Raw genomic sequence first — 15,142 nt, forward strand, 5'->3', positions numbered from 1 at the left:
ACAACTTACTTATTCATCTTCATAAGCATCACCATAGCTTTGAAAAGAAGAATCTAACCAAAACCATTCTTTTTCATTTGAAACCAATTTTTCCAGTAGTTCTGTAAATGATTTAGCAATAATGGGAGACTCATCAGGTGTAGCATGAGTTTCTATAAAACTATCATAACAAAAACCAAATCTTTTTTCATTTAAATCTATACTGATATATTGACCGAGCTCTTGTGAAGATGCAATCATGACCCAATCATTACTGATATCATCTGCCAACTCCTCCCAAATAACATCATCAGCTGGATATAGAATTTGGTTTGTTTGTTGCAATTCTGAAAGTGAACTTATTCTTATCTCACAAGAAGTATCAATATTGAGAATAGCATATTCATAATTTTCATAAAAGAATTCTAAATCTTGTGGCAAAGGAAAAGGAAATTCTGGTTTTGATACTGCTTTCAAAAATTGATGGCTACTTTTTTGTTCTAATTTTTCAATTAATTCTTTGATTTTCATAAAATACTCCTTAGGACTGAGAGTTTTTGTTCAGGCTATGGCTTGCTATAATTACTTTAATTTAGATATGTATAGAATACCATTTCCCATCATAACTATCAAATTCTTTTACATTATCTAATTTCCAGAGACCTGCCTGTTTTTTAAATTTATAAAGTCTTTGTGTTTCCATTCCAGCGTAAAGCACATCACTTTTTACAGTTATAGAGCTACCTTTTTCTTCTATTTCAATGATTTTCTCGTTGTTCGGATTGAATGTTGGAGGGTAGTTAACAGTCATACATTCTAACTTACCCATTTTTCTTGGTTTATCTGTTAGGTATTTATCGTATATTTCCTTTAGTGTTTGTTTCAATATCTCATCAGGAATATCTGTGCCTGCATCAATATGCTTATTAGCATTATCTTCCCATTTATACATTTCCATCAGAAAACTATTTAATACAGTTTCAATACTTTCATTCATAATTCAATCCTTTTTAGTTTTGTTTAAGTTGTTTGTACGAAGAATAATCCACCAGATAGATCTCGATTAATAAAAATATATCCGATGTTCTCAGTTAGATAAAAAATTTCATTTACTTTTTCAGGTAGATCCATTCCTAAGATTTGACCTATGAAAATATATTTTTCTAGAAAATCATCACTCTCTTGCTGTAAATATTCAGGTCGTCCTCCTAAAAAACTCATTTCATCTAAATTCTCAATAGGATTAATTGGATAAAATTTATCTAGGTTAAACTTGAACTGATGTTTATCTCCGATGATAACTCTCGTGTATCCTTGAATAGCATCGTCAATTTCAGTAATGTAGTCAAGAAAATAATCTTCTTTATCATAATAAGAAAAAACGTAAATTGCTTTATCTTTATATTCCTTATCCTGAAAATCTGTTTTAAATTGAGGTGCAATAGTTAATAGATTTTCAATTGGTATAAAAGCAACCAATGCTAACTCATGACCATCTGGCGCTATCACTTTATTTGAATAGTCTAAATCTAGCCCAACTAATATATTATTTATATTTGGTTTACTATCTAAAAAGTTAAAATTAACGTATCCATTTTTTTTCATTTAAATTCTCCTAAAAATTTAAGGGCATTTCTTACCTGATTTTTTAATTTTTGAGGTGCAGTGCAATCTTACTTTTTGGTTTTTTTCTTAGGATTTAATTCGTCTTTACGTTGCTTATAAAACTGCCAATATTTTTTGTCCTCAATACTAAATGGATAATATCCAGCATCATTATAAGCAATATCAAAATATTTATAAGCTTCATCATATTTTCCAAGGTCATAATAAAAAATACCAGCTAACAGGTACGTCCCTGCATTAGTGGTTCCTAAGTCAGCGACACTTAAAGCAATACTCAGCCATTCCTTAGCCTGTTCATATTTTTGATTTTTATAATACAACTCAAACAAAGCAATCGTAACCATTGTCGTTGGATGCGCCCATTGAGTTACTGGCTTGGGTATTAGCTCAAATGCTTCTTTTAATAACTTTTCTTGTTCTAAAAAAGGTTTATTATAAGCCTCACAGACTAAATCATTAATCTTTGATTCTAATTCTGGATTAACGGCATCTAAATTCATAGCATACAACTCCTCAATAAAAATGAAACAAGGTTGTCTGAAAATTGATATCAGATACCCTTGATATTTGGTGGGACTCGACCTAACCCACGCTTACTAAATATTATAATGAATGATTTTTAACTCTATTCCTAACTCAGATAATAATTGAATTTGATTTAAGGAGATTTTATATTCACGAGTGGCCTCATCGGTACCCCAGCTGTATATTATAAGCTCTTTATTTAGTTTATATTTTTTAAATATGTAATTTAAATCCTTCTTTATGCTTTCTATTGTTTTTATAATTTTATTAATTTTTTCCTTTAAATTTTCCTCTTTATCTATGCCAAAAGAATAGTAAGAGTGTTCAATTACAAATTGAATCTTTTGGTTTGGTGATGTAAATAAATCTCCCTTGCTATAAAATTCAGCATTTTTAATATTAAGTATTTTGTCTATTTCTTTCATGTTGATGTAATCATTTGATTCCATATAAAATGTTACTTCAATTAAATTATTCAGCATCATCGCAACCAGTTCCTGTTCTAATAAATTCAGAAGAATTTTTTCTTCTTAATAAATGTTCTCCAGTTTTATTTTGTTTATAAACATCATAATGAGATACGGCTCGTTTACCAACATAATCACCTTTAAACGCATGTGGATCTGTGCCTATTTGATCTAAAATCCGGTTCAATTCTTTTTGGTTAATTAGTTTACTATCTTTTGTACCTCCGTCATTACAACTAGACGACAATCTATATAAATCTACCCAAGCTTTTACATTTTGAGGATAGTTATAAAAATTGCTTCCTCCCCACAAACCGACCCGCATCAGGCTCATAGTACCTGAAGAAATTGTAATGTGGCATCGGCATATTGGTTTTGCAAGTAGAAGGACGATATGCGCTATCTATAAATATGATTTTTGAATTTTGCTTAAATAATATCTTCTTCGTAAGACAAGAAGTAGTCATAATTATTTATGTCTAATTTTTCGCATAAATAAGGTTCGATTATTTTTGCAACTTCATTTGATATCCAATATTCTTCATACATCGGGCTAGTTTCACGAAAAATTTTTTGTAGAAAATTAAGAGATGGTTCATTCTTAAAATTTATAACCTCAATAAATTTTTCTCCATTTTTTTCGAATTTTGATATAAATCTGATGGTTTTTTTCACGGTTCTATCCTTCTGTTTTTAATAGAGTCTTTTAATTGTTTGCCAGTCTTAGAGGAAACTGCGCCAAGGTGTTTTCCTCGTTATCATATTTTTCAACTTCTCCATGTTGAAAGTCACATTCTAGAATGCAGGCTCCAGTGATGGGGCTTCGATAGGCGAAATTGCGTACGTGCGTACCGCAGCCCCACGTCAGGATTGGAGGTTTTGTGCGGGCTACGGCTTACTTAATTCACCCCATGTTTACTCAGGGATTTATACGCTAGCTTGGTTAGTTTTTTATTTTAACTATTTGTTTTCATGTTTATGTTTAGAATTCTGCTTTTCATTATGTATATCAGTGAGTAGGTTAGTAATAGACATCCCATTTTTTTGAGCAAGTAGAGCCAATTTTTCCGCTTCGTCTAATTTGTTTTTGTCTTTACTGTCTTGGTAATGATCAAAGAATATATATGCCAAATCATATTGTGCTTGAGTATTACCTAATTCGGCTGATCGAATTAACCAAAATATAAATTTATCATTGTTAAATTCATAAAAAGCAAAATAATTAGCTAATTTTGATGCTGCTTGACTATTGCCAGAGGAAGCATCAATTTTTAACTTTTCCAGATCAGTTTTAGAAATATACATACTGTCATTTATTGAAATGTTGGCATTAGATTTCATGTCTCTATCCTTACTGTATGAGTTATTATAAGACGTTAGAAAAGCACTTTTAAAAAATAAATTCAAGGATTTTATGGCTTAATTGTAACATATTTACCTCCATTTAAAACCTCTCCTGTAACTGCACTAACATTTTCTGTTGCACCACGTATAGGTGCTTTTAATTCATTAGCCAATTTTTGAGCAAATGAATTGTCCCCTTTTCCTGTTTGTCAAGCAACTAATGTTACTGATTTCCCTCTAGAAGTTTTAGGTTTGTAACGATAATCAGCTAAATCTTATTAATTAATTGATATTTATCAATATTTTTAATTCGTCTGGTAGTTTGGCACCATTTCTATATGTCTTTTTTGCCCAAAATATGGCTCTTTCTTTATCGCCTTGTGTGAAAAATAAATCGGCTAAATTGGATTGGGCAATTGGATGTCCATTTTTTGCCGCTATCTCTAGCCATTTAAATTCCAAATCTTGATCTAAAGATACAAACATATGGTATTGATATAATTTGAATGCTGAATTTTTATCTCCATTAGTGGCGTTCTCTTCGAGAATATGAATTTCTTCATCTGAAATCCAATAAGTACTACCTGTTGATATAAAGTTAGTCATTTTAAAGTTCTTTCTGGATGTTGTTTACATGATATTAAAGGTGTTAATTTCTCGTTACTTAAAACCAAAGATATTCATTTGGTGCTTTAACTGTAGTATTTAATTCATTAGCAAGTTGTTGTCCAAGAGTGTTTGCTTCTTTTCCTGTATTACAGGATAAAATCTCAACCGTCATACCTGATTTATAGTTAGGATTTTTTTAAAATTCTCGCTGCTAATTCTTTAGCATCTAATCTTTCACCTGTAGCCCCATCTACCATCAACGAAGGATTGCCATGCCCTCCTACTTGGAAAGTAATCGGTTTATTGGCAACTTTTTGAGCGTAAGAGTGTATGTTTTCATTACTTGGGAATAAATTCATATCAACTCCAGCTAAACCTAACCAATCGACCCATACTTGGGTATTAGGTGCAAACTGATAGAGATTCTCCCCACCCATCAACTCAATCGGAAGGGCTGATATGCGCTATCCGTTACCTTGGTTTTCTCTTTCAGACGACCACAGCCGGTGTAGTTGCCGAACCACAGCAAATTACCGTCCTTATCGGTTAAATCTTGGGATGCCGATTTGATCGCAGTGGAAGTAGTGGACTTGTTGGCCGCTTTCACCGTCTTAGTTGATCCAGTTGTGTACCTGTGTAGGGGTTCGTAGCTGTATCGGCGTAGATATAGGTATATCTGCCGTCTGGGTGGACTTCTTGTAACAGGTGACTGCCTTCACATGGTCTTAAAATTTCTATTACGTAAACAATGCTAGAATTTTCTACATATTACGCTATTACGCAAGTTATAGCTTGCACAAATTATTGTGCCAAATACCCTGTGTCATAATCTAAATCGTCAGTTTCCACAAACTCATCTAAGAAAAGATATATTTCTTCTATATCTACTGGAATTGGGATGTTTATCGCATAGAAATTTACATTAAATGCTTCAAACTCACATCCAAGATCTATTAGTTTCGTTAGTATTTTATCTTTAAATTTCTGATTTTCATTAAAGAAAACAATCCGCAATGTACTATTTTGACTATGAATTATCGTTTTATCATAGAATAAGTAATTTTCTTCCGTTTGTATTCCACTAACAATATCACCTAAAGAGATTTCTTTGCTATAAAAAGGAATATTATTTATTTTAAGATAGCCTTCTTCAGTCACTTCTGCCCAAATGCTTTCCATAGATACTGGAGGATAACCATCAATTACTTCTAGATTTAAAAAAAGCTTTTTCATTTTCATTACCTTATATAACCTTGCTACCTACTGTAGGAACTTAATTTAACAACTCGCACTTTCTTAAGTTAAACTTTAGTAATATTCTTTAAAGAATCATATATTAATTTTTCCAAATAACTAATATTTTCATGGCAAATAGTTATTTCTTTGTCTTTGAAAAAATAATATCCTCTTGAGTCAGATATATCAACCATTCCTTTTGAATTCTCTCGATTTATAAATAACTCTAAAACTATTTCATCATTATCGTCGTGTATAAGAATATTTTCCTTTAAAAGTAGACTGAATACAATTCTTAAACTAGATTGTTTTAAGTAAATATCTAAATCCGCTTTAAGAATTTTATCATTTGAAGCTTGAGTTTCTCTTAATTTTGTAAAATGTTCAATTATTTTATTAATTTCCATTTTAAACCTCCGTTTATTTAATTATTGCATTTTTGACTGCTTGCGTGAATGAATGTGTGACATCTGTTCCCCTAGTATAAGCCCATTCCTTCAATTTTATAAAACCAGGGTCATTAATTGGCCGAATGGATACATGATTTCCATGATCATTAATGGCCTCAAGTCCTGATTTTTCAAGTTTTGAAACATCAATTGCTTGGCATTTTCCAGTAGGTTTATCCATTGATGTAGATAAGCCACTTAAAGTATCCTTCCCAGGTCTTTGAGTTAAAGTATTATCAGTTGCAGAACCCATTCGATATACGATGCCTTTAGTTAATTTTTGGGATAGACCTAACCAATCAACCCATCCTTGCGTATTCGATGCAAGTTGATAAAGGCTAAAGCCCCCTAGCAACCTAATTGGGTCTTGGTCAGATTGGACGGGGGGTCTTTTATTGAACTTGCCGTTCATATGGAACATATCGCCGTTGCGCAAGATATAGCGTTTGCTCATTGTAACTGAGGAAGAATGGCGCATCAGCCAGGCTGGTTTGGTGGCGGTATGGGAAAGTATGCCCTTGCGTCCCGGAAGTTATAAATAAAGTTGAATAGTAGTTGTTATTCTTTTTTGTGTTTCGACACTAATTTCCTGGTTAAAATTCTGGATTAATTTTAAAAAATCAATGATTAAGTTGATTTGAGTAGTGTTAAATATCGTACTTTTGTTTCTTAGGGCAATATATAAAAAGTCAACAACGTAACCATATAAATGAAATTTAGATAAATTAGAAAAAATATATTTTAAACAGCAAGGAGTAAAATATAATATAGCCTTATTAGTATAAGCTTGCCACTCTAGTGATTCAAGTATTGAGAGAAAATCATCGTATGTTATCTCAATCCAAGTTTTAGTAGATAGTTGCATTATAGAAAATATATAAAAGTTATCACTATCATCAAAACTTATTATATTGTTTTTATCAACTTTGAAAATTGGAAAAGTAGTCCTAATTTTTTCCTCTAGATAATTTCGTTCTTGTATATATTTTACCTCCGTAAGAAATTTTTCAAATTCACAATATACTCCTAAGTCTTTGACAAACTTTGAAATATATTCTAAAAAATCATAAATGATATTGATTTCATCTTTGGTTAAAGATTGCAGTAAATTAAATAGTTCACTCACTTCTCCTTGGGATAGATTAGAGTAATAGCTAAATAATTCTATGAAACAATCATTAGCTATACTAGGGTTTTCAATTGAGCTTAGTAAAAGTCTATTTAAATGTAAGGCATCTTCATTTTTTTGTTTATCTGACATTTGATTTTTAATTAATAAAATTAGATTGTTTTTTATCATGTCTTACTTTCTACATTTTAAGGTATGGCACCATTTGATTGATTTATTATCTATTTTTTATTTACGTTTTTTAAAATTATTTAATAGTTTTACTATCTTCTCTTTATTTTCGCTGGATGAGTTAATTGCAATACTAACGGCATTTTCTCCAAATTCATTTTGTATGTTTTTATCAGATCCATTATCAAGGAGTAATTTCACCATTTCTATATTTCCAAACATGCATGCATAATGTAGGGGAGTATATCCTAAGTCCCCTTTAAGATCAATCAATGCCCCATTTTGAAGAAATACAAGAGCATCATTTAAAGAATTATTTCTAGCTGCAATATGTAAAACTGTATCATCCATACCTCCTACTTGATTTATATCTTTAATAGTGTCACCCAAAAAATCAGGATGTGTCTCATATTTTTTTAAAATACATAATAATTCTTTTTCCATTAATTATACCCATATTCCTGCATCAGATACGACTGCTAAAGTAAGTGCAACTCCCCAGCCCACCCTTTAATTTGATCGGATCCTGATTCACAAACCGACCTACATCAGGCTCATAATACCTGGAGAAGTTGTAATTCAGCGACCTTATTACGGTTTTGTTGGCTAGCCAATAATATGATTCAATTACTTATAATTTCTCAATAAATTCATTATCTCTTTAGACTTTTTTTTATCATGATATTCTTCCGTTGCATAATGCTTTGCATCATATCCGAACTCATTTTTTATATTTGTTTTAGCACCATTCTCTAAAAGAATTTTAATAATATCAATATTTCCGTGAAGGCAAGCATTTTGAATAGGAGTAAAATTTAATTCGCCTTGTTGATTGATATTAGCACCATTTTCTATTAGTAAGATAACATCTTTTTTAGCTTGAGAATTAACGGCTAAATTTAATAATGTTTCTCCCATAGAACCTAAGTCATGTACTGAAGTGATTGGATTACTACTAAAAAAACTAGGGTAGTCTTGGTATTTCAAAAAAAGTTTTGTTAAAAGATTATTCATATTTACTCTCCAAACAATTCTATCTAGAACATTCAGCTTTTGCTTTTTCTTTTAAAACATTTAATCTGTTTTTCCAATCATTTATTTACTTTTTTATTTGCTTTGTTAAATATTTGTCGTAAACGAGAATAAATTTTAAAGGGATTTGATCCTAAATAATCTACCAACTCGTCATATTAAATGCATAAGTATAAAAATTTGCACCCCCCAAATATCTAATCGGATCTTGGTTCACAAACCAACCGGCATCAGAATCGTAATAACGCATCAGGTTGTAATGCAACCCGTTTTGCGGTCGCAATACTGGTTCTGTAAGCGAAAGTGTTGGTATGCGCTATCCGTTACCTTGGTTTCCTCTTTCAGATGACCCCAAAGGAGGTTGTGAGGCCACCTGAAAAGCAGAAACCGCGTGCGTGCGTGCTGCACACACCCTACGTCGAGATTGGAGGTTTTGTGCAGGCTACGGCTTGCTAGTTAAGTAGAGCAAAAGCAAATAGTTTTTTATTAAGTATATTTTTCTAATATTTGTCGATACTCTTTCCATTTGTCTTCTATTTTTTTTGAATAATTTTTTATTTGATATAAATCATTGTCATCATGGTGGCTAGTGAAGCAAGTATCTACGCTGGAAATAATCCATTTTATGATCTGTGTAGAGCTTGCAGTTTTGTTAATGTTAGGTAATTCAACTAGTAGCTCTTGGCATAGCTCCTCATTAAAAAATGAATTTTCAAATAATTCATGACAAAAAGTGCCTTCAATTTCATCATTTTCTTGTTTTTCTAATATATTCATATTTATATTTCCTTTTTGATTTAAAGAGGTCCGGTTCTTTTTTTAGCTTTTTCCGTTTTAGATGGATTTAAGGAGCCATTCGTATTAAATACCCCCTTCGATGAGCCACATTTATTAAATGCCTCATAATGATCTTTATGTAGATTATCTAAGTAAAAGTAATCTCCTTTTTTAAAGGTAGTTCCTCCAATCGTAGTTTTTTCGGTAAATTTAAATATTTGTGCTCCTTGGAAAGTCTTTCCTGTTCGTTGTGCTGCTCCAGATTGTATTGCCTTAGCAAAAGGATCAAGTCCCAATGGGTCGACCCACTTCTTTACATTCGGTGCAAACCAATACAGATTATCCCCACCTTCCAACCCAATCGGGTCTTGGTTGATAAATCTTCCACATTCCGGCTCGTAGTACCTGAAAAAATTGTAATGCAACCCCGTTTCACGGTCGGCATACTGGTTCTGCAGGCGGAAGGGTTGGTATGCGGCATCCGTTACCTTGGTTTCCTCTTTCAGACGACCCCAACCAGTGTAGTTGCCGAACCACAAGAGGTTGCCGTCCTTATCGGTCATCTCTCTCGGGATGTCGATTTGGTCGCAGTGGAAGTAGTGGGTTTGTTGGCCGCTTTCTCCGTCTTCGTTGATGTGGTTTAGATAGGTGAAACCGTGTACGTGCGTACCGCAACACCTTACGTCAAGATTGAAGGTTTTGTGCGGGCTACAGCTTGTTACAAGGACTAATTATTGCATAATTTGTTGTTTTAATTTTTGGTCAAAAGAATTTTCCATGAAGATCAAATCATGCTTGCTAAACAATCCATTATTATTTTCTAATACTTTTTTATCAAACAATAAAATATTCTGTATTAAAGGATCATTTAGTGGTAATTCATTCTTATTTATAATAAAAATAGCGGTTAACGCTTTAAAACGAAAAGCCTCTGGATAAAGTGCTAAATATTTTAAAACTTCTTTGCTACCAGAATGGAAGGCCATAATGATTGGAATATGATCTTGCTGCAAATGCTTTAATACATCTGGATAGATGTTTTTTGCGTCATTCTCAGATTCAGGTAATTTAATGGTATCTCCATAAGGAAATGAGGTAATAGGAGGAGCTTTAAAAAAATGCGCCTGCGAGATAGATGGTTGGACAAATACTAAATCATATGGATTTGACGATTTATCATAAGGAGGAACATTTTGGGAGAAAAAATTTCCCATTTCAGAATTGTATGCATATAGGTGAAGTATGACCCCCTCGAAAGTACGAGAATTGCTAAAGGATATTTCACCATAAACATATTTTCCTTTTTTAAATTTAATCCTATCTTTTAGAAAATTAGCATCAGGAATATTTAAATTATTTTTTAAATATTCAATAAGACCTTGAATAAATTCTTTACTTTTCATAATTATCGTCCTTAAAATCAATTTTTGAATACTAAAGTCATAAAGCGAGCAACACCTTTGGATGAAGCCACATCCGTTTGATTATCCTTATTTTTTTTTGAAACCATATATGCAGCCTTTGGACATTTTCCTCCAGCATTGTGCAGTTTTTTCAAATTGAATAACCCTGATCTCTTTTGACCTTTCGTTAATCGTCCTGTATTATATTTTACCTCAATAAAATAGATTTTCCTAGGCATACCTTTGTCAGTATTTTTTGGATAAAAATCATAGGGAAGGTCGTCTGAGATTTGATTTTAGACGACCTTGATATTTTGTTGGGTCTTGATCCAACCTATGGTCTAAAAAAGGTCTTAAAGAGGCTTGTTACCTTTAAATTTATTAAATCTTGATAGATTAGCTCCTTTTGATTGAATATGTTTTATAGCTAATTCAAGTTCATTAAAGTCATTAAATTCTTCTATCTCATAATCTTCAGCCTGATCCAATTTATTTTCTGGTACTGTATAGTAATATGTGCTATAAGTTCCATTATTTTTCTTAATAGCAAATACTTGATAAACAACCTCTCCATCAATTTTAATAAGTTCATCATATCCTTTTGTTTGTAAATTAGTTAAATTTAACATATCTATTCTCCTATAATATCAATACGCACTTGTTTCCCATCCGTAATAATCCCCGAACCAGGTCGCCTTTATCATCAGTCATTTCACGTGGGATGCCGATTTGGTCGCAGTGGAAGTAGTGGGTTTGTTGGCGGCTTTCAACGTCTTCAGTTGTCCAGTTGCATACCTGCGCCAAGGGTTCGTGTGTACCGCACATGCCCTACGTCAGGATTGGAAGTTTCGTGCGGGCTACGACTTGCTAACTCAATCTAGTGGTCATTTTTACTATTGTTATCATTGTGTATCTCAATATTTTTTTTATGTGCGAATAATAAATCTAAAATTTGAGATATATTCTTTGAGTCAGGGAATTTTCTAGGATTTTTTATGTTTACGAAATTATCAATTTCCAAGTTGTGTAAATGACTTATTAGTAAAATTGTAGATAGTGGGTATTTATATGAGGAAGGATTTTTTAAAATATCCTCTATTGCTAAATTACTTCCAAAATAATAATTTTTCATTGGTAACACATAATTATCGAATATGGCAATAATTATCTCATTTATTTCATTTTCGGATGTTTCTGGATATAAAGAAATAATGCCAAAATCTTTAAAAATAGAATCAAATTTTCCAAGTTCTGAAGCATGTACTTTAAAATTACTTGGTGTGTCATTTTCATCAAAAATATCGTTTATTTCAGGATAAAATTTTGGGATAGTTGTACTTAATTCTATAAATTTTTGGTCTAGAATATTTTTCTCATTTATATAAGAAACGATAGAAAATGAGCATAATGCCCCAATTTTTACATGCTTACCTTTTTTAAATTGGAAATTAATTTTTCCAAAAAAAATGTCATTAAAAAAGAGTGAAATAATACAATCGTGTTTTTTAAATGAAATATGGTTAGCTTCTAAATATGAGCAGAAGCTATTTAATATTTTTTTCTTCATTTTTTATACCTCAATAAAAAAAATGTTATATCTCTTCCATTGACATTAACAACTTTGCCTTTAGAAGTTAAAAAAGTTCCTTTTCCTTTTCTTGATGTATTTGCATTTGTACAACGACCAGTTGGTCATACAGGTCGTAGAAATAGTTCTGCACTTCGTCGTCGGTTAGTTCGCGGTGGATGAGGTTGCCGAGGTCGTCGTAGTAGTAACTTGTGGCGTTGTAGGTTTTCAGGCGGTTGTCTTGAACGGTAGGGCTAACGAGTTATTTAATCAAAATTATTTTCAAATCTCATAAAAAAACATCCTTTATATGTATTCAATAAAAGAATATTATCATTATTTTCAATAATATATATTTTCTCATATAGAAAATTTGGAAAATCAGCCAATACATCTGTAACTGCACTATCTATTGCTTCATACTCATCATCTGTCAGTGGTGAATCAATATATACATAAAGAGTAAATAATTCTTCAGTCATATCAAATGCAATAAGTCTGACTTTGTTACAAATTGCCCCAAGAAAAGCCGTTTGCATACTTAAAATAATTTCTTGTTTTTTCATAATTAATTCCTCAAATAAAATATAGAATTTATGTTATATCAGGCAATGCAGGAACAATATGGGCTCCTTTTGGGATGAATGAATTATTCCCCATTCTGTCGGAGTCTTATCTCTCTTGGGATGCCGATTTGGTCGCAGTGGAAGTAGTGGATTTGTTGTCGGTTTTCTCCACCTTCGTTGGTCCAGTTTCTTACCTGCGCCAGCGGTTCGTAACTGTCGGGATCGGATAATTTCAAATAATTCATCAGAAGGTGACAGAAGTGAGGCTGTGCGTCGCCTTCGGGTTAGGCAATTTGACAGAGGCCGTCTGAAAAACAGAAACTGCGTGCGTACCGCACATACCCTACGTCGGGATTGGAGGTTTTGTGAGGGCGACGGCTTGCTAGACTCAACCTACGCCTGTTGTTAGTTTTGCATAAATTAATGAGCACTATAAAACGTCTAAATATTTGAAAGATTTAGATTTTAGAGTTTTTTTGTATTTAAAAAAAGGGGACCTTGTGGGGAAGGCTTGACCTAATTACGTTTATTTTTATGAGACCGAAAATTTAGAGATTCTTAAACCATCTAATTCAAATGTGAAAATAATAGAAACTCCTCCTTCTGTTTTTATCTCACACTCATGTTCCCAATCCTCCCTTGATACAAATTTCCATTTAATATCGGCAAAAAACAAATATTGTACAAATTTTTCAATAGTTAATTTCCTATTAATTTTATATTTTTTTGCAATAGTTACACCTTTGAAATAAGGATCTATTGATAGCAAATAAATAACTTCATCCCTAAAACCAATTTCTAATCCCTTCCAAAAAATAGAAAAACCACTTTCTATATTATCGTCATCGTATAACCATTTAGACGAATGTTTGAATTGTTTCCGCTTTTGAAAACTACTATATGACATACCCACAGACAAATCTTCAAATCTGCCTGTTTTTAAGAAAGATGTGATATCCATAATAACCTCATTAACATTTTCCTAAATTTTTCAATTCCTCTTTTAGCTATATCCTTTCTTCTAGTGCTACTTTTTGGGTCATTTAAATCACCTTCAAAATCAGTCAGAGCCTTTTTTAGCTGATCTTTTGCTGATGACATAATTTGTAAGTTGTCTTTCAGTTCAGAAATTATGTCATCAGCAACTTTTAATTTTTTGGAAGTAGCACTTTTCATATCACCGAAACATTTCCATATTATTTCTCCTTTATCATCTAAGGTTAAAAGGGCTTCTGTTACTTTTTATTTCCTACAAAAATATCAGCATGAGGTCCTTTTACACTAACATCCGAAAACCTATATGGTTGCATTTTTGAAGTTGCTTTTGAAGCAAGGAATAATGGGTTCACCCACGCCTTCCTATTCGGCGCAAAAGCATACAAATTCTCCCCACCCCACAACCCAATCGGATCCTAAGTTACAAACCGACCTGCATCAGGCTCATAGTACCTGAAGAAGTTGTAATGCAGCCCGTTTTGCGGTCGCAATACTGGTTCTGTAAGCGGAAGGGTTGGTATGCGCTATCCGTTACCTTGGTTTCCTCTTTCAGACGACCTTAATGTATGCGTTAGGAGGAGGCTAATTCTATTTACGCTTGTTTTAAATATCCTTCTTTTTTAATAAAAATATCCTGAAAATTTCATGGTCAAAACCGTCATCAAATTTAGAGTAAACAATGTTAAAAATGCCTTTATAATTAAAATCAGATGAATATTCATGTAACCATGAGAAATTTTCTAAATTTAAAACTGGGTAATTTTTAAATGTATTTTCATATTTTGCCTTATAAATACATATGTTAGGCACATAAAAACTATACAGATTATGTAATTCAGAACTTATATCCGGGTATGTTATACATATTGATAAATCGTTATCTATCAGAATATCTTTTGCCATTAAATTTATATTATTAATGTAAAATATTGCAGTATTTAAAAAGAACAAATTCAACTGTTTTGGGGATAATATTTTCAAAAATGGTTTTTCTCTTCCAGTTCTAGTAATCAAGGGAATTTCTTCAAATTCAACAGGATGCTTAAGTATTTTAATTATTTCATCATACTGATATGATTTTTCAGTTTTTGCTAACGTTGTTAATAGTTTTAAGTATTCCATTATGTATTCCTTCCATGGCAAAATAAGAAATCTCTATCATCTTTAGAAAATGTGGAGATTCATCGATGTTTATCGTGAGTAGTGCGGTTGGTTTTACTGGCTTTGAAGACGAAAGCAGGTTTGCGGTTGAGGCGTACGTCAAGA

Annotated in this window: 30 protein-coding genes; 1 reads left to right on the forward strand and 29 read right to left on the reverse strand. The window is 32.1% G+C overall.

Features of this window, described 5'->3' with window-relative positions; all coding sequences use genetic code 11:
• Positions 1–9: 9 nt before the first annotated feature.
• The 25 genes from QM941_RS02200 to QM941_RS02320 all read right to left on the reverse strand — a co-directional run bounded on the left by QM941_RS02200 (position 10) and on the right by QM941_RS02320 (position 12,314).
• Positions 10–510 (reverse strand): SMI1/KNR4 family protein, encoded by a 501-nt coding sequence (locus QM941_RS02200; RefSeq protein WP_414338377.1) that lies wholly within the window; start codon positions 508–510, stop codon positions 10–12.
• A 61-nt stretch (positions 511–571) separates the two neighbouring features.
• Positions 572–976, reverse strand: coding sequence for an NTF2 fold immunity protein (locus QM941_RS02205; RefSeq protein WP_414338380.1), 405 nt, complete (start codon positions 974–976; stop codon positions 572–574).
• A gap of 23 nt (positions 977–999) precedes the next feature.
• Positions 1,000–1,584, reverse strand: a complete 585-nt coding sequence (locus tag QM941_RS02210) for a hypothetical protein (RefSeq protein WP_414338383.1) — start codon at positions 1,582–1,584, stop codon at positions 1,000–1,002.
• A gap of 68 nt (positions 1,585–1,652) precedes the next feature.
• Positions 1,653–2,105: a hypothetical protein gene (locus QM941_RS02215; protein WP_075567210.1), complete on the reverse strand. Its 453-nt coding sequence runs from the start codon at positions 2,103–2,105 to the stop codon at positions 1,653–1,655.
• A gap of 96 nt (positions 2,106–2,201) precedes the next feature.
• A complete protein-coding gene (locus QM941_RS02220; RefSeq protein WP_340279520.1) occupies positions 2,202–2,615 on the reverse strand; it encodes a DUF4279 domain-containing protein in 414 nt (137 codons plus the stop codon).
• Positions 2,602–2,922 carry a hypothetical protein gene (locus QM941_RS02225; RefSeq protein WP_414338387.1) on the reverse strand — a complete coding sequence of 107 codons (321 nt, stop codon included), beginning with the start codon at positions 2,920–2,922 and terminating at the stop codon, positions 2,602–2,604. Before QM941_RS02225 ends, QM941_RS02220 begins: the two co-directional genes overlap by 14 nt.
• A gap of 104 nt (positions 2,923–3,026) precedes the next feature.
• Positions 3,027–3,272, reverse strand: a complete 246-nt coding sequence (locus tag QM941_RS02230; protein ID WP_414338389.1) for a hypothetical protein — start codon at positions 3,270–3,272, stop codon at positions 3,027–3,029.
• Between the two features lie 285 nt (positions 3,273–3,557).
• Positions 3,558–3,938, reverse strand: coding sequence for a hypothetical protein (locus QM941_RS02235; RefSeq protein ID WP_414338392.1), 381 nt, complete (start codon positions 3,936–3,938; stop codon positions 3,558–3,560).
• 285 nt (positions 3,939–4,223) lie between these two features.
• Positions 4,224–4,547, reverse strand: a complete 324-nt coding sequence (locus QM941_RS02240) for a sel1 repeat family protein (protein WP_414338394.1) — start codon at positions 4,545–4,547, stop codon at positions 4,224–4,226.
• A gap of 188 nt (positions 4,548–4,735) precedes the next feature.
• Positions 4,736–4,987 carry a hypothetical protein gene (locus QM941_RS02245; RefSeq protein ID WP_414338396.1) on the reverse strand — a complete coding sequence of 84 codons (252 nt, stop codon included), beginning with the start codon at positions 4,985–4,987 and terminating at the stop codon, positions 4,736–4,738.
• Between the two features lie 364 nt (positions 4,988–5,351).
• Positions 5,352–5,783, reverse strand: coding sequence for a DUF4265 domain-containing protein (locus tag QM941_RS02250; protein ID WP_414338398.1), 432 nt, complete (start codon positions 5,781–5,783; stop codon positions 5,352–5,354).
• 68 nt (positions 5,784–5,851) lie between these two features.
• On the reverse strand, positions 5,852–6,193 hold the full coding sequence (locus QM941_RS02255) for a hypothetical protein (RefSeq protein ID WP_414338401.1): 342 nt from the start codon (positions 6,191–6,193) through the stop codon (positions 5,852–5,854).
• A gap of 13 nt (positions 6,194–6,206) precedes the next feature.
• Entirely contained in the window at positions 6,207–6,689 is a 483-nt protein-coding gene (locus tag QM941_RS02260; RefSeq protein WP_414338404.1) for a hypothetical protein, read from the reverse strand.
• A 78-nt stretch (positions 6,690–6,767) separates the two neighbouring features.
• Entirely contained in the window at positions 6,768–7,496 is a 729-nt protein-coding gene (locus QM941_RS02265; protein ID WP_414338406.1) for a hypothetical protein, read from the reverse strand.
• A gap of 96 nt (positions 7,497–7,592) precedes the next feature.
• Positions 7,593–7,979 (reverse strand): ankyrin repeat domain-containing protein, encoded by a 387-nt coding sequence (locus tag QM941_RS02270; RefSeq protein ID WP_414338409.1) that lies wholly within the window; start codon positions 7,977–7,979, stop codon positions 7,593–7,595.
• Positions 7,980–8,001: 22 nt separating this feature from the next.
• Positions 8,002–8,163 carry an RHS repeat-associated core domain-containing protein gene (locus QM941_RS02275; RefSeq protein WP_414338872.1) on the reverse strand — a complete coding sequence of 54 codons (162 nt, stop codon included), beginning with the start codon at positions 8,161–8,163 and terminating at the stop codon, positions 8,002–8,004.
• The gene (locus QM941_RS02280) at positions 8,163–8,549 is read right to left on the reverse strand and encodes an ankyrin repeat domain-containing protein (RefSeq protein ID WP_054747028.1); all 387 of its coding nucleotides are present in this window, start codon (positions 8,547–8,549) and stop codon (positions 8,163–8,165) included. The genes QM941_RS02275 and QM941_RS02280 overlap by 1 nt, the downstream gene beginning before the upstream one ends.
• A 160-nt stretch (positions 8,550–8,709) precedes the next feature.
• Positions 8,710–8,850, reverse strand: coding sequence for an RHS repeat-associated core domain-containing protein (locus tag QM941_RS02285; protein ID WP_414338413.1), 141 nt, complete (start codon positions 8,848–8,850; stop codon positions 8,710–8,712).
• Between the two features lie 203 nt (positions 8,851–9,053).
• Positions 9,054–9,344 carry a hypothetical protein gene (locus QM941_RS02290; protein WP_414338416.1) on the reverse strand — a complete coding sequence of 97 codons (291 nt, stop codon included), beginning with the start codon at positions 9,342–9,344 and terminating at the stop codon, positions 9,054–9,056.
• A gap of 20 nt (positions 9,345–9,364) precedes the next feature.
• Complete coding sequence (locus QM941_RS02295; RefSeq protein ID WP_414338418.1) at positions 9,365–9,907, reverse strand: RHS repeat-associated core domain-containing protein; 543 nt, start codon at positions 9,905–9,907, stop codon at positions 9,365–9,367.
• 168 nt (positions 9,908–10,075) lie between these two features.
• The gene (locus QM941_RS02300) at positions 10,076–10,747 is read right to left on the reverse strand and encodes a growth inhibitor PemK (RefSeq protein WP_414338422.1); all 672 of its coding nucleotides are present in this window, start codon (positions 10,745–10,747) and stop codon (positions 10,076–10,078) included.
• Between the two features lie 17 nt (positions 10,748–10,764).
• Positions 10,765–10,986: a hypothetical protein gene (locus QM941_RS02305; RefSeq protein WP_414338425.1), complete on the reverse strand. Its 222-nt coding sequence runs from the start codon at positions 10,984–10,986 to the stop codon at positions 10,765–10,767.
• A 114-nt stretch (positions 10,987–11,100) separates the two neighbouring features.
• The gene (locus QM941_RS02310; protein WP_414338428.1) at positions 11,101–11,376 is read right to left on the reverse strand and encodes a hypothetical protein; all 276 of its coding nucleotides are present in this window, start codon (positions 11,374–11,376) and stop codon (positions 11,101–11,103) included.
• A 10-nt stretch (positions 11,377–11,386) separates the two neighbouring features.
• Positions 11,387–11,572 (reverse strand): RHS domain-containing protein, encoded by a 186-nt coding sequence (locus QM941_RS02315; protein WP_233419427.1) that lies wholly within the window; start codon positions 11,570–11,572, stop codon positions 11,387–11,389.
• A gap of 52 nt (positions 11,573–11,624) precedes the next feature.
• Entirely contained in the window at positions 11,625–12,314 is a 690-nt protein-coding gene (locus QM941_RS02320) for a hypothetical protein (protein ID WP_414338431.1), read from the reverse strand.
• 39 nt (positions 12,315–12,353) lie between these two features.
• On the opposite strand from QM941_RS02320, the gene QM941_RS02325 reads away from it, so the two are divergent.
• Positions 12,354–12,497, forward strand: a complete 144-nt coding sequence (locus QM941_RS02325; protein WP_414338433.1) for a hypothetical protein — start codon at positions 12,354–12,356, stop codon at positions 12,495–12,497.
• A gap of 83 nt (positions 12,498–12,580) precedes the next feature.
• Here the strand turns inward: QM941_RS02325 and QM941_RS02330 are convergent, their stop codons facing one another.
• From QM941_RS02330 to QM941_RS02345, 4 genes are all read right to left on the reverse strand, one after another.
• Positions 12,581–12,880 (reverse strand): hypothetical protein, encoded by a 300-nt coding sequence (locus QM941_RS02330; protein ID WP_414338436.1) that lies wholly within the window; start codon positions 12,878–12,880, stop codon positions 12,581–12,583.
• A 532-nt stretch (positions 12,881–13,412) separates the two neighbouring features.
• Positions 13,413–13,841, reverse strand: a complete 429-nt coding sequence (locus tag QM941_RS02335; RefSeq protein WP_414338438.1) for a hypothetical protein — start codon at positions 13,839–13,841, stop codon at positions 13,413–13,415.
• Positions 13,820–14,056 carry a hypothetical protein gene (locus QM941_RS02340; protein WP_414338440.1) on the reverse strand — a complete coding sequence of 79 codons (237 nt, stop codon included), beginning with the start codon at positions 14,054–14,056 and terminating at the stop codon, positions 13,820–13,822. Before QM941_RS02340 ends, QM941_RS02335 begins: the two co-directional genes overlap by 22 nt.
• 423 nt (positions 14,057–14,479) lie before the next feature.
• Entirely contained in the window at positions 14,480–14,998 is a 519-nt protein-coding gene (locus tag QM941_RS02345) for an Imm15 family immunity protein (RefSeq protein ID WP_414338443.1), read from the reverse strand.
• Positions 14,999–15,142 lie beyond the last annotated feature (144 nt).

The organism is Streptococcus timonensis (assembly GCF_047460355.1).
In the GTDB taxonomy this organism is placed as follows: domain Bacteria; phylum Bacillota; class Bacilli; order Lactobacillales; family Streptococcaceae; genus Streptococcus; species Streptococcus timonensis_A.